This window comes from Colwellia sp. 20A7 (genome assembly GCF_009832865.1).
Lineage (GTDB): Bacteria > Pseudomonadota > Gammaproteobacteria > Enterobacterales > Alteromonadaceae > Colwellia.
The window spans coordinates 3,573,704-3,599,492 of the sequence record NZ_CP047130.1 but is presented as its reverse complement, the minus strand read 5'-3'; the positions used below and the strand labels follow the sequence as shown (position 1 = coordinate 3,599,492).

Annotated in this window: 21 protein-coding genes; 17 read left to right on the top strand and 4 right to left on the bottom strand. The window is 37.6% G+C overall.

Annotation, left to right across the window (positions count from 1 at the left end; genetic code table 11):
* Nucleotides 1-420: 420 nt before the first annotated feature.
* Both GQS55_RS15480 and GQS55_RS15475 read right to left on the bottom strand, forming a co-directional pair.
* Complete coding sequence (locus tag GQS55_RS15480; protein WP_159821349.1) at nucleotides 421-882, bottom strand: REP-associated tyrosine transposase; 462 nt, start codon at nucleotides 880-882, stop codon at nucleotides 421-423.
* 254 nt (nucleotides 883-1,136) lie between these two features.
* Entirely contained in the window at nucleotides 1,137-2,306 is a 1,170-nt protein-coding gene (locus tag GQS55_RS15475) for a hypothetical protein (protein WP_159821348.1), read from the bottom strand.
* 428 nt (nucleotides 2,307-2,734) lie between these two features.
* On the opposite strand from GQS55_RS15475, the gene GQS55_RS15470 reads away from it, so the two are divergent.
* On the top strand, nucleotides 2,735-3,769 hold the full coding sequence (locus GQS55_RS15470; RefSeq protein ID WP_159821347.1) for a YHYH protein: 1,035 nt from the start codon (nucleotides 2,735-2,737) through the stop codon (nucleotides 3,767-3,769).
* Entirely contained in the window at nucleotides 3,766-4,080 is a 315-nt protein-coding gene (locus GQS55_RS15465) for a hypothetical protein (RefSeq protein WP_159821346.1), read from the top strand. Before GQS55_RS15470 ends, GQS55_RS15465 begins: the two co-directional genes overlap by 4 nt.
* A gap of 84 nt (nucleotides 4,081-4,164) precedes the next feature.
* Here the strand turns inward: GQS55_RS15465 and GQS55_RS15460 are convergent, their stop codons facing one another.
* Complete coding sequence (locus GQS55_RS15460; RefSeq protein ID WP_159821345.1) at nucleotides 4,165-5,055, bottom strand: response regulator transcription factor; 891 nt, start codon at nucleotides 5,053-5,055, stop codon at nucleotides 4,165-4,167.
* Nucleotides 5,048-8,416, bottom strand: coding sequence for an ATP-binding protein (locus GQS55_RS15455; protein ID WP_159821344.1), 3,369 nt, complete (start codon nucleotides 8,414-8,416; stop codon nucleotides 5,048-5,050). The genes GQS55_RS15460 and GQS55_RS15455 overlap by 8 nt, the downstream gene beginning before the upstream one ends.
* A 340-nt stretch (nucleotides 8,417-8,756) precedes the next feature.
* On the opposite strand from GQS55_RS15455, the gene GQS55_RS15450 reads away from it, so the two are divergent.
* From GQS55_RS15450 to GQS55_RS15380, 15 genes are all read left to right on the top strand, one after another.
* On the top strand, nucleotides 8,757-9,695 hold the full coding sequence (locus GQS55_RS15450) for a porin (RefSeq protein ID WP_159821343.1): 939 nt from the start codon (nucleotides 8,757-8,759) through the stop codon (nucleotides 9,693-9,695).
* 118 nt (nucleotides 9,696-9,813) lie between these two features.
* Nucleotides 9,814-11,097: an urea ABC transporter substrate-binding protein gene (gene urtA, locus GQS55_RS15445; protein WP_159821342.1), complete on the top strand. Its 1,284-nt coding sequence runs from the start codon at nucleotides 9,814-9,816 to the stop codon at nucleotides 11,095-11,097.
* A 190-nt stretch (nucleotides 11,098-11,287) separates the two neighbouring features.
* The gene (gene urtB / locus GQS55_RS15440; RefSeq protein ID WP_159821341.1) at nucleotides 11,288-12,946 is read left to right on the top strand and encodes an urea ABC transporter permease subunit UrtB; all 1,659 of its coding nucleotides are present in this window, start codon (nucleotides 11,288-11,290) and stop codon (nucleotides 12,944-12,946) included.
* 53 nt (nucleotides 12,947-12,999) lie between these two features.
* A complete protein-coding gene (gene urtC, locus GQS55_RS15435; protein WP_159822911.1) occupies nucleotides 13,000-14,172 on the top strand; it encodes an urea ABC transporter permease subunit UrtC in 1,173 nt (390 codons plus the stop codon).
* A complete protein-coding gene (gene urtD / locus GQS55_RS15430) occupies nucleotides 14,172-15,035 on the top strand; it encodes an urea ABC transporter ATP-binding protein UrtD (protein ID WP_159821340.1) in 864 nt (287 codons plus the stop codon). The genes urtC and urtD overlap by 1 nt, the downstream gene beginning before the upstream one ends.
* The gene (urtE, locus tag GQS55_RS15425) at nucleotides 15,035-15,730 is read left to right on the top strand and encodes an urea ABC transporter ATP-binding subunit UrtE (RefSeq protein ID WP_159821339.1); all 696 of its coding nucleotides are present in this window, start codon (nucleotides 15,035-15,037) and stop codon (nucleotides 15,728-15,730) included. Before urtD ends, urtE begins: the two co-directional genes overlap by 1 nt.
* 116 nt (nucleotides 15,731-15,846) lie before the next feature.
* A complete protein-coding gene (locus GQS55_RS15420) occupies nucleotides 15,847-16,803 on the top strand; it encodes an urease accessory protein UreD (protein ID WP_159821338.1) in 957 nt (318 codons plus the stop codon).
* 57 nt (nucleotides 16,804-16,860) lie between these two features.
* Entirely contained in the window at nucleotides 16,861-17,163 is a 303-nt protein-coding gene (locus GQS55_RS15415; protein WP_159821337.1) for an urease subunit gamma, read from the top strand.
* Nucleotides 17,164-17,227: 64 nt separating this feature from the next.
* On the top strand, nucleotides 17,228-17,545 hold the full coding sequence (locus tag GQS55_RS15410) for an urease subunit beta (protein ID WP_159822909.1): 318 nt from the start codon (nucleotides 17,228-17,230) through the stop codon (nucleotides 17,543-17,545).
* Nucleotide 17,546: 1 nt separating this feature from the next.
* A complete protein-coding gene (ureC, locus tag GQS55_RS15405) occupies nucleotides 17,547-19,250 on the top strand; it encodes an urease subunit alpha (protein ID WP_159821336.1) in 1,704 nt (567 codons plus the stop codon).
* Between the two features lie 73 nt (nucleotides 19,251-19,323).
* Nucleotides 19,324-19,782, top strand: coding sequence for an urease accessory protein UreE (ureE, locus tag GQS55_RS15400; RefSeq protein ID WP_159821335.1), 459 nt, complete (start codon nucleotides 19,324-19,326; stop codon nucleotides 19,780-19,782).
* Nucleotides 19,772-20,530: an urease accessory protein UreF gene (locus GQS55_RS15395; RefSeq protein ID WP_159821334.1), complete on the top strand. Its 759-nt coding sequence runs from the start codon at nucleotides 19,772-19,774 to the stop codon at nucleotides 20,528-20,530. Before ureE ends, GQS55_RS15395 begins: the two co-directional genes overlap by 11 nt.
* A gap of 115 nt (nucleotides 20,531-20,645) precedes the next feature.
* Nucleotides 20,646-21,257 carry an urease accessory protein UreG gene (gene ureG / locus GQS55_RS15390; RefSeq protein ID WP_159821333.1) on the top strand — a complete coding sequence of 204 codons (612 nt, stop codon included), beginning with the start codon at nucleotides 20,646-20,648 and terminating at the stop codon, nucleotides 21,255-21,257.
* A gap of 152 nt (nucleotides 21,258-21,409) precedes the next feature.
* On the top strand, nucleotides 21,410-21,598 hold the full coding sequence (locus GQS55_RS15385; protein WP_159821332.1) for a hypothetical protein: 189 nt from the start codon (nucleotides 21,410-21,412) through the stop codon (nucleotides 21,596-21,598).
* A 681-nt stretch (nucleotides 21,599-22,279) separates the two neighbouring features.
* On the top strand, nucleotides 22,280-25,291 hold the full coding sequence (locus GQS55_RS15380; RefSeq protein WP_159821331.1) for a TonB-dependent receptor: 3,012 nt from the start codon (nucleotides 22,280-22,282) through the stop codon (nucleotides 25,289-25,291).
* Nucleotides 25,292-25,789 lie beyond the last annotated feature (498 nt).

Here is a 25,789-nt window from a genome sequence, read left to right as displayed (position 1 = left end):
TTATTGGCGTGTATTGTGTTCAGGCGACTGAAGTCGCCCCTACAAACGCCCCTATAGCAAATAACATATGAACAATTTTCAAATCATGACCGTAGGGGCGAATTTATTCGCCAAATAATGGGATATAACATAATGCAGCGTTACCGGCGTGTATTGTGAACAGACGACAGAAGTCGCCCTTACAAACGCCCCTATAGCAAATAACATATTAACAATTTTCAAATCATCACCGTAGGGGCGAATTTATTCGCCAAATAATGGGATATAACATAATGCAAAGTTATTGGCGTGTATTGTGTTCAGGCGACTGAAGTCGCCCCTACAAACGCCCCTATAGCAAATAACATATGAACAATTTTCAAATCATGACCGTAGGGGCGAATTTATTCGCCAAATACAGAAAGCGCCTCTACAAAAGGTTTATTCATCGCCATCCAAATATACTGAATCCCATAACGGATAATCTCCCACATTTTCTACTAAACCTGCGCGTAATGGATTGGCGACAATATATCGTGATACCGCTATTAAACTTTCCTCTGTTCTAATGGCATGATCATGAAAACCGCGTTGCCATGAAAATTTTATTTTGTTGCTGTGTTTATTAATAGCTCTAGAACTACGACCTTTTAATGTTTGAATCATTTTTGACAAACTCTTATCTGACGTTAGCTGAAATAACCAATGTAAATGGTCTGGCATGATCACCCAGGTAATGGATTTAACTTCATGTTGGTTAGTTAGGCCTTTCATTTCATTAATTAACAAACGAGCGCATTGAAAGTTATGAAAGAATGGTTTGCGATTTTCTGTGCATGTTGTGATGTGGTAGACATGATGTTTAAGAGATGTTCTACCTTTAATAAGATTAGTACGTGGCATAATCAAAATCTTTTTGATGTGATTTGTATTTATTATAGTCAAATAATTGAGGTCTTTGTTGTGGTTAATTGATTGGTATTATCAGGCGACTGAAGTCGCCCCTACAAAAAATGTCCTGCGAAGGTGGTGATTATTATCACCGTAGGACAGACGACTGAAGTCGCCCATACAGAAACGTCCTATGAAGCGATTGATTATAATTATCGTAGGGGCGAATTTATTCGCCTTTTACATTATTACTTTACGCAATAAGGTTAAATGGCTTCTAATGATAGCTCTAGCATAGTGCGAATTTGCTGTACTATTTTCGCTTCAATTTCTGGTTCAAATTGTTGAATTCTAGGCGTATGTATATGACCTGTTGGGATATTGGAGTTGAGCTGATCTCTTAATCTTATGCTGCGATATGAAATTTCATTTGATAAATAACCACCGCCTGATCCGTTAACCGCTACATGACCATTAAGTTGTGACAGGGTATGAGGCTCAATATCTTTTGGCTTGAGTGACTCATCGATACTGGTTACTTTATGATTATCAATGACTTTATAAGGGCCCTTAGCAAGCTGCATTTGCTTTATAGGAAGACTAAAAAGCACAAATTCTTCACCAGGTAATGGTTTATTATGAAGTTTGGAAATGATGGGGGCTTCTTTAGTACCACCGGAAAGAATATTTAAATTATCGGGTGCTGTTACACTTCGACGCTTGCCAGGAAAACGCTCTAAATCAAATTCTTTACGCCCCATACTCACGGTTACAATCATATCTACATTATTTAATGCGTAATAGGGTGCAAGCAGTGATTCAATGAGTCCTTCATCAAAATCTTTATAGCGAACAGGGATCATAACTGTGTTAATTTCAGCTGTAATACCTTTATAGGTAATTACTTGACCATCAAGCTTTAATGCAGCAATACCTGAAGGGTTACTTTGGTTAATATTTTTATCAAGCAAGAATGGGTCGAACCCGGTTAATAATATTTTTTTATGAGTGGCTTGCGTATACTCAAGATCCATTTGTCCTCTAGAGCCTTGTTCAAACAAGGTTAATAAAGCCTGTGTTTGCTGCATAGAAAGCTCGAATGATGGCGAATTTGAGCGAATAACTTTACTTGCAAGCAGTCGAGCCCAGTATAAAGGACGATCGTCGAGTGTTGCTGCCGATTGTACTTTGTTTTTTGCGTCGAACCAGAGCTTTTGAGCGTGTAATATTGTTATGTTCTTAGCATTTTGATAACTATCTGCTGCTTGCCATGCTTGTTTAAAGTCATCAATATTAGTGGTAAAAGCCTTCATTACCTCAGGCATTTTAATTATCGCGTTTTCAATGCGTAACTCTTCAACCGTTAATTGCGTTGCATAAGTAGCATTACTTAGCAGTAAGGCGGTTATGGTTAGTAATATTTTCTTTTTAAACATAATATTCCTATTGTGATCGCACTGTGAAATGGTAATTTTAAAAATGATAGCTGGCTAATTATGACAGCTAACTAAGTAACTTTATCGTGTAACAGCTTAACGCGAGCAGTACCTTAAAAAAGTACTGAGATCATTATGTTACAAACGCTGCCAGTATTGTTAGCTAATACTATAAAGTAAAAAGAAACATTAGTCTTATAACAATGAGTAAATTTAGGCTGAGGTGAATAAGGTAATGAAAATTAAAGATAATTAAAGTAAAGAGAATATAGAGAAGCTCTGGTTGCAGTGACGTAAGTAATTTATAAACAAGATAAAAAGTACATTCTGATGATCAGAAATAGTTAATTTTATTATTTTTATTGTTTTGCATATTCTTTACACAATCATTCGATATCATTATTTAAACAAATAATGAGAGCGTCCTTATGCGTAAAATTTATATAACCCAATCTTTTGCAAGAAAAGCAGTTACCTTGTGTGTTCCTGTCGTTAGTAGTTTATTGCTTTTTGGCTGCGGTAGTAGTGATTCACAAAATGAAACTGAAGAATTAACGGAAGTTGTGGTTGAGGATGATAATGAGCCAGGTAATTATTTAGTTGATACCACAAGGTTTGAAGCATCGTTAACTGAATCGGTAACCGAAGTAGCCTGTACGTTATCAAACGGTGAGGAATCGACTTGTTACTCTATTACGGTGAGTGGCTTTCCTTCAGATAGAACGGTACTGGGTCCATTTTGTCCAGAATCGACTTCCACGGAAGCAGCTGATGCTGGCAAATGGTTTGATGATGGTGTGTTATATGATCTTACTGGCGAGTTTATTACTAATTTAGATGTTTTTTACGGTGATAGTACTTGGCAGTTATACAATGAAGACACTGGTGAAGTTAATATTACCGATACACAAATAGCATGCGAAGCGGCAGCAAGACCTGATGTCGCTGAAGAATATAATAACTTTTGTGTGCAATGTGAAATTAGTTATTACAGCGGTGATGATGGTGAAGGAATTTCGTCGACCTTTTTAATTCCAACAACACCTGTGCCACGAGATAGTCCTTCATCAGTCGGTCGAGATAGTATTGGTGTAGCATTTAATGGCGTAACCTTAGATGCTGCTGCGCCAACGGAAGCTATTTTAGGGGCTTACACTATTGCTGCATTTGACGATTGCGTTGGTCATGTAAATCCATTTGCGGGTTACCATTACCATGGTGCAAATCACGGTGAAGGATCTTGCCCTGCGGTTGCCTTTGAAGCTGACGGTCATGGTGGCGCTTTTGGGTATGCACTTGATGGTTACGCAATCCATACAATGTTAGATGAAAATAATGAAGAAGAGAGTGATTTAGACTCTTGTCGCGGACATAGCGATGATGTTCGTGGTTATCATTATCATGCTGCCGGTCCTGGAGAGAATTTATTTATCGGTTGCTTCAACGGGGAGACTGCACTGTGATCAAATTGATTAATTTATGTGTAAGCCTGTTTATTATTACGCTATGTAGCAGCAAGCTTGCAAATGCTCATGACTCTCATACTCATACGGCACCTTGGCAGGCTTGTGATAATATGCAGAAAACAGAAGAATGTTCTTATACCAATGGTGATGGTGACTTGTTTAAAGGTACATGTCAGTTATTTAATGAAGTTCTTATGTGTGTTAGAAATCAGCCGATTATTCATGTTGAGGATCTAGCTAAAGACGCACAAAGTACAAATAAAAAAACACATCACCATGAAACGTTAAGTGATAACGGAGTTCATTAACTGTCGATTTAGTTATCGATTTAGTTATCGATTTAACTGTGGATTTAGTTACCAATTTAGTTAAGAAGTTAGTCGCTGGAGTATTTATTCTGCTTCTAGAATACGAATAGATATTGCTGCCGCAGATGTGCGGTTTTCAACGCCTAACTTTTTATAAATTTGCTCCAGATGTTTATTTACTGTCCTGGGGCTCATTGTTAAAATTTGAGATATTTCCCAACTCGTTTTACCATATGAAACCCAATATAAAACTTCAGATTCACGTTTAGTAACGGGGAGTGCTTGTTGTAAATCGACGGGAGACTTGTCTTGTTTCGTTTTAACTATGCTTAATAAGTGCATCTCGTCTTGTTGACGTTCATAAAAAATAGTTACCGCTTCACTAAAGTTTTTAATAACTAAATTTTTCTGATGATCACTAGATAACCATGCTTCAATCATAGGTGCTAATGTTGCCCATGGGCTGTTATCAATAGTTGATATTTGGTCAATAAACTCATGAACATAGGGTGTAGCCCAAGACAATCTACCTTGTTTGCTCACACAAAAAACATTTTTACCTGCATGATCTAAAGCGTTTTGCGCACTTAAAGCTTGTTTCGCCGTTTGTACGTGTGTTTTTATACGGGCAATCACTTCGTCGGGAGATATCGGCTTAGTAACATAATCAATACCGCCAGCTTCAAACCCTTTAACAACATCTTCAATATCAGTAAGGCCAGTCATAAAAATAATAGGCGTATGAGGCAGTAATTTTTTTAGCCTTCTACACGTTTCGAAACCATCCATTTCGGGCATTACCGCGTCTAATAGAATAACGTCGGGCTCTACTTTATCAATAATAGCTAATGCCTGAACGCCGTTTAATGCCACTAACGCGGTATAACCCTGGGTATTTAAGGCAGCATTTAGCATACCTAACGATTCAGGCGAATCATCGACTACCAGTACAATATCGCTAATTTTACTACTCATGTTTTAACTCATTTAAATATTGAATAATTGCAGGGAAATTACATAGCTCAAGATACTCTTTTAATTGTATGTCGACCACGGCAGGCAAATAATAGTGTTCTTTTAATTCTAACAGTTTTTCTTTAAAGCCTGATAAATATCCAATTTCGGCCATAGCGATTAATGCTTGATACTCTGATTCTTTTGCTAAAGGTTTAGTGCCGTATTTAGCATTTTCAGTTAACTTTTTTTCTGACTGGATATTTTGATATTGCCAATTTAACTCTAAAAATATGCCTATTTTTCCTAATAAGGTATCAAAATTTAAGGGTTTGGCAATGTAATCATTATGATAGCCTTCTGCCTGCAAGTTAAATTCGGCGTCTCTGGCATTAGCCGATACCATAATAATTGGCATTAAATACATTCTTTCGCGTAATTGTTTTAACATTGTCCAGCCATTAACGACTGGCATTTGTACATCAAGTAAAATTAAATCAATATGATTTTTTTCTAATATATCAAAGCCTTCATTCGCATCAGCAGCGCTAAAAAAAGTAAAACCTAGAGGCGATAATAAGTCGTGCATTAAGCGTCGTTGGTTTTTATTGTCATCAACCACTAAAATGTGTTGCCGACTGCCATCGTAGCCAATAGCCTTAGTTTTAGCATATTCGGGTTCACTTTGTTTTCGACTAATTGATGATAGCATTAAGCGAAATGTAAAGGTTGAACCTTGCCCTAAAGTACTCGCTAAGGTTATTTCTCCGCCCATTAACTCCGCGAGTGAGCGTGAAATGGTTAAGCCTAAGCCTGTACCGCCAACGGCTTGTGAATGAGAATTTCGTACCTGCTCGAACGGTTTAAATATCAATTCTTGATTCTCTTGAGAGATGCCAGATCCTGTGTCGGTGATACTAAAACTGGCCACCTGACTGCGGTAACTTACTTCAAACGTTATTGAACCTTGCGTGGTATATTTAATCGCATTAGAAATTAAATTAATTAGAATTTGGCGAAAACGTTGTTTATCTGCTGCGACATAATCGGGTACGGACTCTTGGGTAATATAATGGAATTTGATGCCTTTTTGGCTTGCTTGCATTTGAAACATATCAACTAATTGTTGCAAAATAGCCTTCAAGTTAAATTCATCTCGTTGCAGCGTAACTCGACCTGCTTCAATTTTAGATATTTCTAATAGCCCTTCAATTAAATCCGCTAAATGTTCCCCATTACGCTTTACAATCGCTAATGTTTCGCGCTGCCTTGCAGGAAGCTCCTGATCTTGACTTAATAATTGGGCATAACCTAATAACACATTTAATGGTGTTCTTAATTCATGGCTTAAGCCGGCAAGATAACGACTTTTAGCATTGTTGGCGGCTTCAGCTATTTCTTTGGCGTCTTGCAGTGCTAACGCTGTTTTTTCATGGGCGTTCGATTCATCAGCTAATGCTTTGGTTTGCGAGCGTAATTCTCGCATCGCTAAAACATTACTGCTACGGGCTAGTATAAATAGCCAACTGACTACGCCGATAATAATAACCAAGACAAAAAATATTTTAATCAGGGTATTGGCAAAAACAGCTCTAATTTCATTGTTTTCCATGGGCAGTTGGACATAAATAAGAAAAATAATAGCTGCGCCAATACAACTCAGGGCAATGGTGACGGCAATAAAATGTACTAATGGGGTCGACAGTTTACTTAATAAGGCATCACTAAAAAAACGTTTAAATAAACGATAAGACTGTTTAGATAATGTTGCTTCTGTGCGGCATTGGTCGCCACAGCGTACATCTAAAGAGCAACATAAAGAACAAATGGCTTTGCCGTAGGCAGGGCAAAAAGTCATGTCTTCTTGATCAAAACTATTTTCACAAATATGGCATTGGGTAATACTGGTTATTTCGTCTCTGTTCTCATCAATTAAATAGAATTTACCTTTAGTTAACCAACCTATCAATGGCACTGTGATAAAGGGTAAGCCACAAGCAATAAACGAAGCGAGTGCTTTTACTGTTTCACCATACCAGCCAAAATGTGCAGTAAAACCAACTACTGACGCTATTAACATTGAACCAACGCCAACAGGATTAATGTCGTATAAATGTGAGCGTTTAAATTCGATATGTTTGGGGCTTATGCCTAAAGGTTTATTAATAACTAAGTCTGCTACCACAGAATTGAGCCAAGCCAAGACTAATACTGAATACACTGACAGCATACTTTCAATGGTTTGGTAAATGCCTAACTCCATCAGTAATAAGGCAATAGCAACATTAAAAACCATCCATACAACACGACCAGGGTGGTTATGTGTGACACGGGAGAAAAAATTAGACCAAGCTAAGGAGCCTGCATAAGCATTAGCCACATTAATCTTTAATTGTGAAATGATGACAAAAGAACAAGAAAAAAGAATAACTAAGTCTACATTATCAAAAACATAACCAAAGGCTAGTTGATACATGTGAGCAGGGTCACTAGCCACATCTGCGGGAATACCTTGTTGTAAAGCAAGATAAGCCAAAAATGAACCAAGTAATAATTTTAAGGCACCAAATATAATCCAGCCAGGCCCCGCGGCAATAAGAGCGCACCACCAGCGCCAAGTATTCTTTTTAGGTTTTTCAGGCAAAAAACGTAAAAAATCGACTTGTTCACCAATTTGCGCAACTAACGCAAGTAATACTGCAGAGGCGGCACCAAAAAGTAAAATATCAAAAGATCCGCCTTGCTCTCCCGCTAACCCGTTAAAGTTAAACCAGCCTTGCAGTTGGCTATCTTCATGGCTGAAGACAAAATACAAAGGTAAGCATTGCAGAACAACCCATAATGGCTGGGTCCATACTTGAAAACGACTGATATAGGCAATGCCATGTGTGACTAACGGAATGACCACTACTGCACTGATGATATAGCCAATACTGAGGGGAATGCCAAGTGAAATTTTTAGTGCCATCGCCATTACGGCAGCTTCGAGTGCAAAAAATATAAACGTAAAGGACGCATAAATTAAGGAAGCGATGGTTGAACCAATATAACCAAACCCCGCACCTCGACTGAGTAAGTCGATATCAACTCCATATTTAGCGGCGTAATAGCTGATCGGTAAACCGGTAAAGAAAATAACCAATACGACCGCCAGAATAGCCCATACTGAGTTGGTAAAACCATAGTTCAGTGTGATCGCGCCTCCAATAGCTTCTAAAACCAGAAAAGAAACAATACCAAGTGCGGTGATAGCAATTCTACTGAGTGACCATCGTCTTGCTCGCCTTGCGGTAAAGCGCAAAGCAAAATCTTCCATCATCTCGTTCGCAACAAGCTTATTGTAGATTCTTCGTGTTGGTAATATTTTTTGATTCGACTGCATATAAAAGTAACTTACTCATATGGTTGGTTTACATAAAACCGTTTTTATTTTGATATGCCCAATTAAAGCAACTCAAGGAAAATAGTGAAAAATATGCTTTAAGGTTAACAGATTAACTCAAAAAATCGTATCTACAGTTTTGCACGCGAGCGCCATCATACATAAATTCACTAAAAAAAATATGCGCAGTTATGCGTAGTCCTTTGCGTGCTTTTGCGAATATTAGTCCTTGACGATAACCGACATACTAAACCCAGTTCAACATATACCTGAGTTGAGAGTTATCAACTAAAAAGATAACCAAAACACGTTTATTAATTTTTTAACATGGAAACTTAACATGAAATTACTTACTAAATTAACACCCTTAGCTGCGATATTACTACTTTCATTTGGCGCTACATCAGTGCAAGCAGAAGAGAAGAAAGATCCATTAAGCATCAGTGGTTTCATTGATATGTCTTATTACGCTACTGATACAGATGGTGGCGAGTCAACGCATGATGCAGGCCTTGATCAAGTAGAAATTAATGTTGGTTATGATTTTGGCAACAAGTTAACCGCTAATGTCGATATTGAGTATCAAAACGCGGATGAAGGTGTTGACCTTGAACAAGCGTTTATCACGTACGCGCTGACCGATAACTTTAGTGTTAAAGCCGGTCGTTTCTTAAGTTATTCAGGTTGGGAAACAGAAGAGCCTACTGGTTTGTTCCAATACTCTGGTACTGGCTATGCCAAATATTTTTATGGGTATTATCAACAAGGGGTTTCAGGTCTTTATAGCGGCGATAAATTTGCTGTAGCTGTGTCGGTTGTAAATGATTTAGCCGGCCCGGACTCAACTGATTCAGAACATCCAGGTATTGAAACTATGCTGGCGTTAATGCCAACAGATGAAATTACTATTAAAGGTTTTTATTCAAAAGATGGTGATGTTGAATTAATTAACACCTGGGCAAGTTATTCAAAAGACGCGTTAACTTTGGCTGTGGAATATAACACTGCTGAAGACAGTGCATTTGAAGGTAGTGACGCAAGTGGTTATTTAGTGATGGCTAACTATACCATAACTGAGAAATTTGGCTTAACACTGCGTTACAACGACTGGGAAATTGAAGACGAGAGTGGCGCAATGTTTGAAGACGCAACTGGTATCACAATTTCACCAAGCTATGTAGTAAACGACAACTTATTGATGGTGTTTGAATACCGTATGGATGAAGTGAACGATGTTGATGTGAACTCATTCGCTGTTGAAGCACTGATTACTTTTTAGTAAATGCTTAATACAAAGAGCGAAGTAATCGCTCTTTAGAAAACTTTCCACGTTAATGCGTACCGATATTTTTAGTACGCCTTATTCGAAATGAAAAACAAAAATAAAGGATAACAAGATGAAATTTAAAAAGCTGATTTTAGCCAGTTCAATTATAGCGAGTAGTTTAGTTGCGCAGGTGACTATGGCTGCAGATACCATCAAAGTTGGTGTATTACATTCACTTTCAGGCACGATGGCTATTTCTGAAACAACATTAAAAGATACCGTTTTAATGATGATTGAAGAGCAAAACAAAGCCGGTGGTTTATTAGGTAAAAAACTAGAAGCCGTTGTGGTTGATCCTGCTTCTAACTGGCCATTATTTGCAGAGAAATCACGTGAATTATTAGCGAAAGACAAAGTTGATGTTATTTTTGGTTGTTGGACATCAGTTTCTCGTAAGTCGGCATTACCGGTACTTGAAGAGTTAAACGGTTTGTTATTTTACCCGGTGCAATATGAAGGTGAAGAATCATCTAAAAATGTATTTTATACCGGTGCTGCGCCGAATCAACAAGCGATCCCTGCGGTTGAGTATTTAATGGATGAAATTGGTGCAACGCGTTGGGTGTTAGCGGGTACCGATTATGTTTACCCACGTACAACGAATAAAATTTTAGAAGCATATTTAAAGTCTAAAGGCGTTAAAGACGAAGATATTATGATCAGTTATACACCATTTGGTCATTCTGATTGGCAAGGTATTGTATCAGATATCAAAAAATTTGGCTCTGAAGGTAAGAAAACAGCGGTTGTTTCAACTATTAATGGGGATGCAAATATTCCTTTCTATAAAGAACTAGGTAACCAAGGTATTTCTGCTGAAGATATTCCTGTTGTTGCTTTCTCTGTTGGCGAAGAAGAGCTTTCTGGTTTTGATGCTAAACCACTTGTTGGTCACTTAGCTGCTTGGAATTACTTCCAAAGCGTTGAAACTGATGAAAATGAAGAGTTTATTGCTAAATGGAAAAAATATATTGGTGATGACAAACGTGTCACTAATGACCCTATGGAAGCGACTTATATCGGTTTTAAAATGTGGGCAAAAGCAGTAGAGAAAGTAGGTACTACTGACGTAGATGCTGTTGAGCAAGGTTTAATTGGTATTGCTGTACCTAACTTAACGGGTGGTATTGCGGTAATGAATGCGAATCATCATTTATCTAAGCCGGTACTTATTGGCGAAATTCAAGAAGACGGTCAGTTTGAAGTGGTTTCAGAAACACCGGGTACTGTTATTGGTGATGCATGGTCAGACTTCTTACCAAGTTCAAAAAACTTGATTTCAGATTGGACAGCACCAGTAAAATGCGGAAATTTTGATGTAACAACCGCTAAATGTTCAGGACAAAGTTTCTAAGTTAAGTTCAACCTTTACTCAGCTATCTCCTCTCTTGGTAGCTGGGTTTTTTCATTTTATTAAGAGCGATAAGCAGCTGACACATTTTATACTCAAAGCACTTTTAACCTAAACCAAGCGCAGGTTAGTGACAGAATTCTTTGAGTATAAGTATAAATTGTCTGTTTTTAAAATTAAGAAGGAATACATAATGAAGCGAATATTCGCTGTATTATTCTCGGTTATATTTAGTTGTATTATATCTTGGCAAACCTTTGCTAATACACAAGATATGAGTACGGTTGAAAGTGCTCATACAGACTCAACGTTGTCACAATTAGTGAATCAATTACCAACAACTAAACTCAACAAAATGTCACCGCTAGTGGAAAAAATAGCGATAACTCGTGATAACAAAACACGTGACGTATTAAAGGCAATGATGGAAGGTGATCTTTATTATCTTAAAGCCGATAAAACGGTTGTTATTGCGGTCAAAGAAGATTCACTTTACACCATCACTAATATTTTAACGACGGAAGTACTAGTACCCGTTAAAAAATCTAAAATTAGAAAAGTTAAAACTAACAATAGATTACGTGGTGATATTCGAAGCTTTATTGCCAAAATCGACTTAACGGATCAAAATAAGGCTGTGCGTATTCAAGCGGTTAAGCAATTACTTGATAACCCATCAGAATCTGGCCTTGCGGCTGTACAATCTTTAATTACGACCGAAAAAGATGATGATGTTCGCGAATTAATGAATATCACTTTATTGCTTAATCAGTTAAAAACAGGCAATCATAATCAAATAATGGCTGCTATCACTCAGCTTGAAGATACCTTAGAGCCATCAGTAAATAATACTATGGTTAAAATGTTAGCGGCGTTACCAGCTAATAATAAAACCCCAGAGCAAAAAGCGTTAGCTGCAAGTTTAACGAAAGTCATTAGTAGTATTGAAGATAAACGCAGCTTTTTCGGCATTATTGAAAATATTTTCTTTGGCTTAAGTTTAGGCTCAGTTTTATTACTTGCGGCTATTGGTTTAACCATCACCTTTGGTGTTATGGGCGTTATTAATATGGCTCATGGCGAAATGATGATGCTAGGCGCTTATACTACTTATGTTATTCAATTAGCTTTTCCTAACTTAATTGAATATTCGTTATTAATGGCCGTGCCGGCTGCATTTTTAGTGTCAGGTTTTGTCGGTATTATTATCGAACGTGGCGTTATTCGTTATTTGAAAGGGCGTCCACTAGAAACCTTGTTAGCGACCTTTGGTATTTCATTAATTTTACAACAATTAGTGAGAACTATCTTTTCTCCTCTTAACCGCCAAGTACAAGCGCCTGAATGGATGACAGGATCTTGGGTGATCAATCCCGTTTTTTCATTAACGTATAACCGTTTATATATCATTATTTTTTCATTAATGGTGTTTTTTACCTTACTACTTATTTTGAAAAAATCGTCATTAGGTTTACATGTTCGAGCGGTTTCGCAAAACCGAGATATGGCCAGAGCGTTAAGTATTAAAAGTGATAGGGTTGATGCGATCACCTTTGGTTTAGGCTCAGGTATAGCAGGTGTCGCTGGCGTAGTATTAAGTCAGTTAACCAACGTAGGCCCTAACTTAGGTCAGGCTTATATTATTGACTCATTCTTGGTTGTTGTCTTTGGTGGCGTAGGTAACTTGTGGGGCACTTTAGTTGCAGCGATGTCTTTGGGATCAATTAATAAATTCTTAGAGCCGGTAGTTGGTTCAGTATTAGCCAATATTATTGTGCTAGTTGGTTTAGTGTTGTTTATACAAAAACGACCTAAAGGATTATTTCCTCAAAAAGGGAGGGCGGCAGACTAATGACTAACTCAACTAACGCATTAACTGAAAATTACTCAAAAGAACCATTTTCAATGCAAAAAATATTCAAAACATTAAGTCATTTACATGTTGTTGTTGGCACTTTATTTATTGCCACACTCTACGTCACAATATGTAATTTATTTTTTGCAGAAGGATCTTTTTTACATGTCAGTGATTACACCGTCAGCTTATTTGGTAAGTATTTATGCTATGCCTTACTAGCGTTAGCAGTTGACCTTGTCTGGGGATATTGCGGCATATTAAGTTTGGGACATGGTGCATTTTTCACTTTAGGTGGTTATGCCATGGGGATGTACCTTATGCGTCAAATTGGCGACCGAGGTGTCTATGGAAATCCTGACTTACCCGACTTTATGGTATTTTTAAGCTGGACCGAACTTCCGTGGTTTTGGGCCGGCTCTAGCAGTATTGTCTGGATGATCGCCATGGTGTTTATTGGCCCTGGTTTACTCGCTTATATCTTTGGTTCAATGGCATTTCGCTCACGGGTAAGTGGTGTTTACTTATCTATTATGACGCAAGCGATGACTTATGCCTTAATGCTAGCTTTCTTTCGCAATGAAATGGGCTTTGGCGGTAATAATGGCTTAACTGATTTTAAAGAAATAGCTGGTTTCTCCCTACAAGATCCGCACACCAAGCTCAGTTTATTTGTGATCACCGCTGTCGCTTTAGGCATTGGTTATTGGATCAGTAATTTTATTGTTAACTCTAAAATGGGCCGTGTGGTTACGGCGACTCGTGATGCTGAAAGTCGCGTTCGTTTTGTTGGCTATAAACCTGAACATTATAAAGTGTGGATATTTGTTGTTTCAGCCATGTTGGCAGGTGTCGCTGGCGCTTTATATGTACCACAAGTTGGTATTATTAATCCGGGCGAATTCTCACCGCTTAACTCAATAGAAATGGTTATCTGGGTGGCGATTGGCGGTCGTTGTACGTTATACGGCGCAATTATCGGCGCAATTGTGGTTAGTTATGCAAAAACACGATTTACGGCGATTATGCCTGAAGCATGGTTATTCGCATTAGGCGGGCTTTTTGTTTTAGTCACGTTATTGTTACCTAAAGGTATTGCCGGTTTATTGCCAAACCTTTTTGATAAATTATCAATATTTAAGAGTGCAGAGCCAGAAATGTTAGTAGTTAAAGAAGTAAATGATCAAAATGAGACAAAAACAACCAAAGCGGAGGCTAAATAATGATTGTTGATAAATCAGGTAGCCCGCTTACCGCGACAGAAAACATTAAGCCAGATACACGACATGGTGTTATTTTATATGTTGAAGACGTCAGTGTAAGTTTTGAAGGTTTTAAAGCGTTAAATGATTTGAATTTATATATTAACGACGGTGAATTACGCTGTTTAATTGGTGCCAATGGTGCAGGTAAAACAACCTTGATGGATGTTATTACTGGTAAAATTCGCCCTGACAAAGGTAAAGTTAATTTTGGTCAGCAAATTGATTTACTGCAATTAGATGAGTCTGAAATTGCTAAAGCAGGCATAGGACGTAAATTCCAAAAGCCAACCGTTTTTGAAGCGTTAACTGTATTTGAAAATATTGAACTGAGTTTAGCGGGTGATAAAGGTATTTGGACTTCTTTATTTCATAAATTAAGCGGCGAACAAAGAGATAGAATTGGGGAGATTCTACAAACCATTGGTTTAGTTAAAGAGGCTTATTATCCTGCGGGTCGTTTATCACACGGTCAAAAACAATGGTTAGAAATTGGTATGTTGTTGGCGGCTGAGCCACGTGTATTATTGGTGGATGAACCCGTTGCCGGTATGACAGGGCAAGAAACTGAACGTACAGCGGAATTATTGACTTCGTTGGCTGGTAAGCATTCAGTTATTGTGGTTGAGCATGATATGGCCTTTGTTCGTTCTATTGCTAAAAAAGTAACGGTTTTACATCAAGGCTCAGTGCTTGCTGAAGGAACAATGTCAGAAGTACAGGCTAATCCAGAAGTTATCAAAGTTTACTTAGGTGAAGATGATGGACAAGATAATACCGCTGCAAATAATGTGGCTGAGCAGGAAGTAGGAGCACAAGCATAATGATTGAGTTAACCTCAGTAGATCAAAAATACGGCGGCACACAAATATTATGGGACTTAAACCTTAACATTAAGAAGGGCTCTCGTACCTGTATTATGGGGCGCAATGGGGTAGGTAAAACGACCTTGTTACAAGTTATTATGGGTATGTTGCCGATTAGTGCAGGTAGCCTTGTTATCAATGACAAAGATATGGCGAAAAGCTCAGTGGAATCGCGTCCAGAAATAGGTGTTGGCTATGTACCACAAGGGCGTCATATTTTTCCTTTGTTAACTGTTGAAGAAAACTTAAAAATAAGCCTTAATTGTAAGCGCCAAAAAAGTAAAATAATTCCTGAGCATATTTATGAGTTGTTTCCGGTATTAAAAGAAATGCTACATCGCCGTGGTGGTGATTTGTCGGGGGGACAGCAGCAGCAACTTGCGATTGCTAGAGCATTAGTTTTAAATCCTGATATTTTAATTCTGGATGAGCCAAATGAAGGTATTCAGCCTAATATAGTGCAATTAATTCGTGACGTTTTATTGAAGCTAAATAAAGAACATGGCATTACCATTGTTTTGGTTGAGCAGAAATTGCCATTTGCGCGTGCTGTTGGTGAAGAGTTTGTGTTAATGGAGAAAGGTCATGTTATTGCAACGGGTCCAATGCCTGAATTAACTGATGAACTAGTTGGTAAATATTTAGCCGTTTAATCGTAAAGCATTAATCAAGTCACTGTTTTATCGAGTAATACACTATACTTCTGGGCGTTTTTAGTCATAAAATAGAAAACGCCTATAAAGTACGTTGAAAAGTAGCCACAATAAAAATGATAGAAAACATTGAAGATAAATCTAATACCTTAGATACAAGCGCAGAAAAAAATGTCATCAATAATGTAACGACTATTGCTCATGTACCTAAAAATTCATGGCTTGCTAATTTATTTCTAGAATTCAGCTTAACCCCTAATGGTAGTCAGCTTACGCGTACTAAGCGACAAGGCCCATTAACCGTGCAAAAAGCGTTTTACCCAGAAGGGCGGGATTGCGCGCATATCTATTTATTGCATCCACCAGCAGGCATAGTTTCGGGGGATGAACTGCGAATCAAGATTCAAGTTAATGAGCAAGCCCATAGTTTAGTGACAACTCCGGGTGCTAATCGTTTTTATCGTGCCCGTGAAGATCTTTCTATTGGCGACTCTAAGCAAGTACAGTATTGTGAACTGAGACTCGCTGCTAAGGCCAAATGTGAAAACTTTCCATTAGAAACGATTGTGTATGAAGGTGCTGATGGCTTTAATACTGTTGATGTACATTTAACAAAAGATAGCGCTTACTTAGGTTGGGATATTACTTGCTTAGGTTTACCAAGTGCAGGTCATTTATTTAAACAAGGCAGCTATACACAGTTAAATCGAGTGTATTGTGAAGGTACATTAATGTATCACGATAGAATAGCGATTAAGCCTGACAATGACATCCATCAGCATATGGCAGGTTTAAATAATCACAGTGTTTTTGCTACCTTTATGGCTTACGTGCCTGATGAGCAACTGAGTGTTGCTGACAATAAAGTTCTTGTGGAAAAATTACGTGAATGTATGCTTGAAGCGGGTGCAGAGCACAAAATTAGTATTAGCCAAATACGTAAATTATTAGTGATACGTTATTTGGGACAGCATGCAGAAGAGTGCAAGGCACTTTTTATTCAGTTATGGCAGAAGATAAGACCGCTATACCTCAATAAAGAGGCCAATATCCCACGTGTTTGGCACACTTAATTTACAATATTATCGCTAAATGAATAGTTATCAATTTAAAATAAAGCAGAGAAACGTATGGATTTATTACCAAGAGAAAAAGACAAGTTATTGCTCTTCACTGCGGCACTATTAGCTGAACGACGTTTAAAACGTGGCGTAAAATTAAATTACCCTGAGGCGATGGCTTATATTTCTATGGAAATTGTTGAGGGCGCTCGTGATGGTAAAACCGTTGCTGAAATGATGGATTACGGTCGTACTTTACTAACGCGTGATCAAGTGATGGAAGGGGTTGCCGAATTAATTTCTGATGTGCAAGTTGAAGCAACATTCCTTGATGGAACTAAGCTTGTTACCGTTCACAACCCCATTATTTAATTGATTTTTGTAATTGATTTACTTAGTTGATTTTAGTTAAACATTAATCATGAGAGAAGCCATTATGATCCCTGGTGAAATAAAAACAGACAGTGGTAACCGCGAACTCAATGTGGGTCGTGAGCAGATAAAGATAACCGTTGCTAATTCGGGTGATCGCCCGATTCAAGTTGGCTCACATTATCATTTTTATGAAGTGAACAGCGCACTTAAATTCGACCGAGAATTAACGCGAGGTTATCGTTTAGACATTACCTCAAGTACCGCTGTTCGCTTTGAACCCGGTCAAGAACGTGAAGTGACTTTAATCGCTTATCGTGGCAAGCGCCGCGTATTCGGTTTTCGTGGTGACATTCAAGGCAGCTTAGAGGGAGAAGTATAATATGGCTACTATTGATAAACACTCCTATGCACATATGTTTGGGCCTACCACTGGCGATCGAGTTCGTTTGGCAGATACCGACTTATGGATAGAAGTAGAAAAAGATTTTACTGAATATGGTGAAGAAATAACCTTTGGTGGCGGTAAAGTTATTCGTGATGGTATGGGACAAAGCCAAGCATCTTGTGCTGACACGGTAGATTTGGTTATTACCAATGCCCTTATTCTTGATCATTGGGGCATCGTTAAGGCCGATGTTGGTATTAAAGACGGCCGTGTTGCTATTATCGGTAAAGCAGGTAACCCTGATATTCAAGACAATATTGATATTGAAGTAGGTCCTGGCACCGAAGTTATCGCCGGTGAAGGTCAAATTCTTACCGCTGGTGGTATTGATGCGCATATTCATTTTATTTGCCCACAACAAGTCGATGAAGCATTAATGTCTGGCGTTACTACCATGATTGGTGGCGGAACAGGCCCTGCAACAGGCACTAAAGCGACTACTTGCACGCCAGGTCCTTGGTATATTCATAAAATGCTACAAGCAACCAATGATCTCCCAATGAACTTTGGTTTTCTCGGTAAAGGTAATGCGAGTTTACCTATTGCCCTTGAAGAACAAATTGAAGCGGGCGTTTGTGGGTTAAAGTTGCATGAAGATTGGGGCACAACACCAGCAGCAATTGATAACTGTTTATCAGTAGCAGAGCGTTATGATGTGCAAATTGCTATTCATACCGATACCTTGAATGAGTCTGGTTTTGTTGAAGATACCTTGGCAGCATTTAAAGGGCGTACTATTCATACCTATCATACTGAAGGTGCGGGCGGTGGACATTCACCTGATATTATCCGCGCTTGTGGCGAACCGAATGTGTTACCTTCGTCAACTAACCCAACAAGACCTTATACTGTTAACACTATTGATGAACATTTAGACATGTTAATGGTGTGTCATCATTTAAATCCATCAATTCCAGAAGATATTGCCTTTGCTGATTCACGTATCCGTAAAGAAAGTATTGCCGCTGAAGATATTATGCATGATTTGGGTGCTATCAGTATGATTTCGTCTGATTCACAAGCAATGGGCCGTGTCGGTGAAATGATCACGCGTACTTGGCAAACTGCCCATAAAATGAAGCAGCAGCGTGGACCTTTAGCGCCTGATACTGAACGTAACGATAACTTTCGTGCTAAACGTTATATCGCAAAATATACCATCAATCCAGCGATTAGCCACGGCATTAGTCACGAAGTTGGCTCTATTGAAGTCGGTAAATTAGCTGATCTTGTGTTATGGAAACCTGCATTTTTTGGGATTAAACCGGCGACTATTTTAAAGTCTGGCATGATTGCCGCAGCGCCAATGGGAGATGCCAATGCATCAATTCCAACGCCACAACCGGTTTATTATCGTAAAATGTTTGGCGCACTCGGGAGTGCGGCAGCGCAAACATCGATGACTTTTATGTCTAAAGCTTCAATTGATGCCGGTGTACCTGAAAAAATTGGTATGACACGCTTAGTTGGTGTTTGTAAAAACACGAGAAATATTGGTAAAGACGATATGATTCATAATAATTGGCAACCAAAAATTGAAGTGGATGCGCAAACTTATGAAGTACGCGCTAACGGCGAGCTATTAACATGTGAGCCAGCAACTTCATTGCCTCTCGCACAATTATACTGTCTGTTTTAATTGTTCTTCATTGAACAAAGCATGAGCATTAATCGTTAGTTATTAAAGAAAATTAGAAAGGTTAGGAAAATACATGTTACAAGCATATGAACGTTTAGATCATACTCATAGTGAAATAGCCGATTCAATTACGTTAGATCAAGACACGCGAAAAAAAGCCCGAATTAAAAGTAAAACTGATAGTGGTTTAGATATTGGTATTTTTATGGAACGTGGTCACCCCTTGTTAGTGGGGGAAGTTTTAAAAACTGAATGTGGTCAATTTATTGAAATTAAAGGTGCTAATGAACCCGTAGCGACGGCAACGGCAACCGATTGGTTAACTTTTTGTAAAGTCTGTTATCACTTAGGTAATCGCCATACTTCATTACAAATTGGCGAGTTATGGGTACGCTTTAAGCCTGACTATGTGTTAGAAGAGCTTGCGGAAAAATACGGTTTAACGGTTGACCATACGCCGACTGTTTTCGAACCTGAAAATGGTGCTTATAGCAAAGGCAGTCATGGGCACTCACATTCTCATGCACACTAACACGTATACTAAAGCGTCAGAAGTTAAACCTGTTGCTTCAGTAACTGAGTCATTAGAAAAGCCACAAGCTGATCCAATTCAACTTAATAGGCTTTTACAGCTATGTAGTGCTAATTTGCCTGTTGGTGGTTTTTCGTTTTCTCAAGGGTTAGAGTATGCGGTGGAAATGGGCTGGTTAGTATCACCTGAAACGACCGCTAGTTGGATAAATATTAACTTAGCAGAATCTATTGCGCAAACTGACTTAGCTATTTTAAAGCGATTATTTACCGCATTAAACAATGATGATTTAGCGGTGTTTAGCGAATGGAATACTCATTTGATTGCTTGTCGAGAAAGTCATGAATTATTGTTGGCTGATTTAGCAATGGGAAAAGCGTTGATACGTTTGATTAAGCAACTTGATAGTATTGATATCACGCCTTACCAAGCAATAATCGATTTACAAGAAATTAGTTTTGTTAGTGCTTTTGCACTTTGCGCGTATGTTTTTAAACTTGATTTAATTTCAGCACAAAGTGGTTACTGTTGGACATATATCGATAATCAAGTTGCGGCTGCAACAAAGCTTGTGCCACTTGGCCAAACCCAAGCACAAAATTTACTCTTTGAGTTAACTGAAAATACATTAACCATTATTGAAAAGTCGAACAAGGTAGCTGATGAAGATATAGGGACTAGTTTGCCGCATTTAGCGATGGCGAGTGCTTGGCATGAAACACAATATTCACGACTGTTTCGCTCGTAGCAATTGTTTGCGATTCAAACTTATTACTTGAACTTATCGTTTAGAGTTTATGGTGTTAAAAGTGCAATTATGGTTCAAAATACAATTTATTTAAAAGATATTAAGAGAATATAAAATGAAAAAACAAGTTTTACGTATTGGTGTTGGTGGTCCTGTTGGTTCAGGAAAAACAGCCCTATTACGCGAGTTATGTTTAGCCTTACGTGATACATATAATATGGCTGTAGTTACTAACGATATTTATACCCGTGAAGATGCTGAATTTTTAACTAAAAATGATGCACTAGCAGCAGATAGAATTATGGGCGTAGAAACTGGTGGTTGTCCTCATACCGCTATTCGTGAAGATGCTTCGATGAACTTAGCCGCTATTGATGAGCTACAAGCATTACACCCTAATTTAGACTTCGTGTTAATTGAAAGTGGTGGTGATAACTTAAGCGCTACTTTTAGCCCTGAATTATCTGATTTAACCATTTATGTTATTGATGTCTCAGCAGGCGATAAAATTCCACGTAAAGGTGGTCCTGGTATAACTAAATCTGATTTACTGATTATTAATAAGATTGATGTTGCTGATTTAGTGGGTGCTTCACTTGAAGTGATGGACAGAGACACTAAAAAGATGCGCGGCGATAAGAAGTTTATCTTCTCTAATATGAAAACTAAACAAGGTTTAGCCGAGATAATCGAATTTATTGAAAAAGAAGGTATGTTAAAAATTTAATTTTTGATTGATCTGATTTTTACAAAGCTAGTTATTTATAGCGCTCGTTTCTATAAAACTGTTTTTTGAGAACAATCTAGTTGATAGTTTAAATTTAGGCTATCAGTTAGTTATTTTTACTTTACTTATTCCCATTATTTTAAGGATTTATTATGAACGTTTTAACAATACTTATTAGTTTTTTGAGCTTATTTACCGCCCAAGCATTTGCACATACAGATCACGCATTAGGCGATGGCTCTCTTCACACCTTTTATCATATTACTTTTTGGGTTGTTTTTGCGCTAGTGGTATATAAAGGGTATACGTGGTTTAAAAAGAAAAACGCTCAAAAGAATTAAGTTTTAGTTGATTGTTGATACATAATAGGTAGATGAGCTATCTATTATGTATCAACAGCCGTTAATTTTTTATCAATCATTCAATTTTCCCACCAATATTGTTTAACTGTACATATACCTATTTTATTTCTCTTTGTAATAATCAGAACACTCCTGTGTAAGATCATATAACAAACTTACCATAGCAATTAATATAGTGATTAATATCTATAAAGGGTTAATACCAATTGGTATTAACCTCTTTGGATTACGGATAATATAGGCATGATTATCGGTATATTTTTTAAGTTATTGATTGTTTTAAATAAATACATCTGAAAGCTCGTTGTTTATTGTTAATCTACTGATTTAAAAGGATTATTCTGTGGTTTTTTATAAGATTAATAATATCCATCTAAAACTAGTTAATTTTTCTTATATAAGTGTAATTACTCTAATCTATAAATCACCAAATAAAATTTAAATTATATTAATTATTATATATCAGCTGGTTACCGTAACTCATTACCAATAACCGTTGCTTATGTTGAATATACAGGATATTGGTAATAATAGATTGTTGACAATTTTATGATTATTGGTTAGTTTAAGTTGTTGTCTAATTAAAATTATAAAAGTTCAAAAATAAAAGCCCAATAAATTTTGAACTATTATTAAACCAATAATATGAAGGCGGGGAATATGAAAAACATTATAACTACTAAAAAAACAAAGCTAGCTGCTACAGTTCAACAACTGTTTACAGGCAAAAGCATTCGCAATAACTTATCTGTTGCGTGTTTAGGTTTAGCACTTCCATTTGCAGCAGTAGCTGCTGATGAGCCAGCTAATACCGTACAAAAAGAAGCCGAAATTGAAGTAATCTCTGTTACGGGTATGCGAGGATCTTTAACTAGCGCACTAGCAGAAAAACGTAATACCAATAATTTAACAGAAGTAATTAATGCGATTGATATCGGTAAATTACCCGATCAAAATTTAGCCGAAGTACTTGAAAATATTACTGGTGTACAAATTACAAGAACAGCTGGTGTTGGTACGGGTGTACAAATTCGTGGTACTAACGCAAACCGCGTTGAAATTAACGGTGCGTCTACCGTTGGTACTGGTGGCGGCCGTACAGGTATGAACTTCGAAGATCTTTCTGCTGCCATTATCGCTGGTGTTGAAGTAACTAAAGCACCTACAGCAAAAACTACTGAGGGTTCAATTGGTGGTACAATTAACTTACGTACTATTCGTCCGCTAGAATTAACTGAAACTTTAGGTTCTGTGCGCATTCAAGGTGAAGATAGTAGTTTAACTACTGACGGAATTATGCCTCGTTTTTCTGGTGCATACGGTGATAACTGGGAACTTGATTCCGGTGGTAAAATCGGTGTAGTAGTAAGTGGTAGTTATACAGAGCAAGAAGCAACTTCATTTCGCCCTCGTGTTGACAGAGATGCTGAACCTACTACAGATAATGCTACAACAGGTGATTATGTTGGTATTCAATTCTTAAACCAAGAATTAGAAAATTTTGAATATGAAACATCAAACTTTGCTGGTACCGTAGAATATGCTCCTAATGACGATATGAAATTTTTTGTTGATGCTGTTTTAACTAAACAAGAACAACGTCAAGAAAGTACGCGTGTTCAAGCTTCTGGTGTTGCTGGTTTCCGTGCCGATAGTGTACCTGATACTTTTGAAACTGTTAATTTTGGCTCATTAGATGGTGTCAACTTAGGTAGTATGCAATTTGCTCAAACAGGAACAATCCAACCTAATTCAGCTATTCACGATTCAGATCCAAACTTACGTTTCAATAGTGATACTGGTGCACGTGTAACTGATACACAAATATTTAGAGTCGGTGGTGAATGGCAAGGCAACAACTTATTTATAAGCTCTGAAATTTCACATGCATCTTCAGATACAACAACTCCTTCATATAATTCACAATTAAACTTTATCAATCCTAATGCACCTATAACTGATGCAAATGATAATGGTGTTCCATTCGCCTATGACTTAACAGGTGGTAAATTAACATTTGGTATTGATGAAAATTCAGCCTTTGCACCAAGCACAGCTGAGTTATTAAATCCTGCAAATGTAGTGTTAGATCAGGTTGATATTAGCCGCAGCAGTAATGAAAACTCTGATACAGCATTCCGTATAGATTCAACATACTTTATTGACGATAGTGTTATTACTTCAGTAGATGCGGGTATCCGTTATAACAAAACTAAACATGATGCGGTTACTCGTTCAGATCGTATCGGTGGCTTCAGTCAAATGGTAGATAGCCCAAGTGGTGCTTTATTCTCTGAACTTCTTGTTGCAGGCCCTAGTAATTTTGGTGATGCTGATGGTAGAGAATTAGCGATGCGCGACTTCTTAATTATCGACCCTGATTTAGTATTTAACGATCCGGATGCTGTTACTGATATTCTAATTGGTGCAATGGAGCAACATGGTGGTAATGTTGACGCCCCTGATTTAACGCCTAGTGATACGGCTGTTTTTAGCATCGAAGAAAAAACGCTTGCTATTTATGCTCAAGCAAACTTTGAATATGAAATGATTCGCGGTAACTTTGGTGTTCGTCATATTTCTACCGACATTGCTTCAACAGGTAATTCTGTAATCGGTTCTGAGGTAATAGCTGTAACGACTAAAGCTGATTATAGTTATACGCTACCTCGTTTAAATATCGTTGCCGATGTAACGGATGATGTTGTTGTTCGTTTAGGTTGGGGTAAAGATATCTTACGTCCTGATTTTGGTGATTTGAATACCTCTGTATCATACAGTACTAATGAAAACCAAACGGTAGAAATTGGTAATGCAGGACTACAACCAGAAGAAGTGACTTCATTTGACCTTTCTGCTGAGTGGTATTTTGCAGAATCAGCAGTAGTAAGTATTGGTTACTTTCAAAAAGACCGTAGTAACTTATTTGTTACTGAGCTCGATTATGCAAGCTATGGTACAGATGGTTTACGTGAGACAGGTCCTACTTGTAGTACTGGTATTTATAACCCATCTGTTCAACCAAATACCTTAGGTGATCCTAATTCAACAGGTTTATGTGTTGATCGTGAATCATTATTTAATGATAGTGCGAAAATCAAACAATCAGGTATTGAGATGGCGTTCCAATACGACCTTTCAAGCTTTGAAGATGACTTAGGTTGGGCGTCAGGTTTTGGCTTTGTAATTAATTACACGATCCAAGATTATTCAGGTGGCTCTGCAGATTACACTGCTTCAAGTCGTGGTGGGCAGATATTTAATGCTGCCAATGGTGTTTATGATGATGAGTCTGCTAATTGGACAGATTACACTTTAAAGCAAGGTTTACTTGATTTTTCAGAAAATGCTTATAATGCGTCAGTCTACTACGAGAAGTTCGGTCTTGCTGCAAGATTGCGTTACACTTGGCGTGAAGCGTACCGTACTTTAGATACTGCTGCGGGCGCAAGTCTTACATCGACTTTAGGTTATCCTGTTGTTACACATGACAGAGGACAACTTAATGCGAGCATAAGTTATGACGTGAATGACCAGCTAAACCTTGGTGTTGAAGCTGTTAACTTAACTAGATCAGATATTTCTCAATCTTGTGTTAATCAAGGTGCATTGTTATGTGCTCAAGGCATCACTGACCGTCGTATTACCTTTGGTGCTAGCTACCGTTTCTAATCTACCTAACATATATCCTAAACTAGCTTGAACGAGTTGGTTTAGGCTTGATTAGCGTATGTTAGTTTTGGTTATATATAATGTGTAATCTTTATTTACAATATGACCATTTTTGGTAAGTTTTAATTAAAGCGTAATAATGATTAAGTAGATTGTTATTTAGTAAAGATTAAAAATGACGCAGTATTTGATTTAGGTTCGATACTGCGTTTTTTATTAATAAATTAATTTTATATCCAATCTATCATTCATTAAATAAACGTTTTAAAAATCGACTTTGTTATTACCAATTACGTACAATTGGTTGACATTTTAGTTGGTGTTGGTTAGTATTAAATTGTTCGTAATTATTAGGCGTAGTTAGGCATTTTAACTAACCGATTAGCTTATATTAAAAGTCACATTATTAATCTTTTCTTAGTGACTTACAGTTATGCAGACATACTATTGAATGGTTTGCATAATAGATTCTAATCAAAGTTGTTATTTGATTGTAGA

Bases quoted from the DNA above. Each gene is read 5' to 3' on its own strand.
- GQS55_RS15480 (WP_159821349.1), bottom strand. From the start codon at position 882: ATGCCACGTACTAATCTTATTAAAGGTAGAACATCTCTTAAACATCAT.
- GQS55_RS15475 (WP_159821348.1), bottom strand. From the start codon at position 2,306: ATGTTTAAAAAGAAAATATTACTAACCATAACCGCCTTACTGCTAAGT.
- GQS55_RS15470 (WP_159821347.1), top strand. From the start codon at position 2,735: ATGCGTAAAATTTATATAACCCAATCTTTTGCAAGAAAAGCAGTTACC.
- GQS55_RS15460 (WP_159821345.1), bottom strand. From the start codon at position 5,055: ATGAGTAGTAAAATTAGCGATATTGTACTGGTAGTCGATGATTCGCCT.
- GQS55_RS15455 (WP_159821344.1), bottom strand. From the start codon at position 8,416: ATGCAGTCGAATCAAAAAATATTACCAACACGAAGAATCTACAATAAG.
- GQS55_RS15450 (WP_159821343.1), top strand. From the start codon at position 8,757: ATGAAATTACTTACTAAATTAACACCCTTAGCTGCGATATTACTACTT.
- urtA (WP_159821342.1), top strand. From the start codon at position 9,814: ATGAAATTTAAAAAGCTGATTTTAGCCAGTTCAATTATAGCGAGTAGT.
- urtB (WP_159821341.1), top strand. From the start codon at position 11,288: ATGAAGCGAATATTCGCTGTATTATTCTCGGTTATATTTAGTTGTATT.
- urtC (WP_159822911.1), top strand. From the start codon at position 13,000: ATGCAAAAAATATTCAAAACATTAAGTCATTTACATGTTGTTGTTGGC.
- urtD (WP_159821340.1), top strand. From the start codon at position 14,172: ATGATTGTTGATAAATCAGGTAGCCCGCTTACCGCGACAGAAAACATT.
- urtE (WP_159821339.1), top strand. From the start codon at position 15,035: ATGATTGAGTTAACCTCAGTAGATCAAAAATACGGCGGCACACAAATA.
- GQS55_RS15420 (WP_159821338.1), top strand. From the start codon at position 15,847: ATGATAGAAAACATTGAAGATAAATCTAATACCTTAGATACAAGCGCA.
- GQS55_RS15415 (WP_159821337.1), top strand. From the start codon at position 16,861: ATGGATTTATTACCAAGAGAAAAAGACAAGTTATTGCTCTTCACTGCG.
- GQS55_RS15410 (WP_159822909.1), top strand. From the start codon at position 17,228: ATGATCCCTGGTGAAATAAAAACAGACAGTGGTAACCGCGAACTCAAT.
- ureC (WP_159821336.1), top strand. From the start codon at position 17,547: ATGGCTACTATTGATAAACACTCCTATGCACATATGTTTGGGCCTACC.
- ureE (WP_159821335.1), top strand. From the start codon at position 19,324: ATGTTACAAGCATATGAACGTTTAGATCATACTCATAGTGAAATAGCC.
- GQS55_RS15395 (WP_159821334.1), top strand. From the start codon at position 19,772: ATGCACACTAACACGTATACTAAAGCGTCAGAAGTTAAACCTGTTGCT.
- ureG (WP_159821333.1), top strand. From the start codon at position 20,646: ATGAAAAAACAAGTTTTACGTATTGGTGTTGGTGGTCCTGTTGGTTCA.
- GQS55_RS15385 (WP_159821332.1), top strand. From the start codon at position 21,410: ATGAACGTTTTAACAATACTTATTAGTTTTTTGAGCTTATTTACCGCC.
- GQS55_RS15380 (WP_159821331.1), top strand. From the start codon at position 22,280: ATGAAAAACATTATAACTACTAAAAAAACAAAGCTAGCTGCTACAGTT.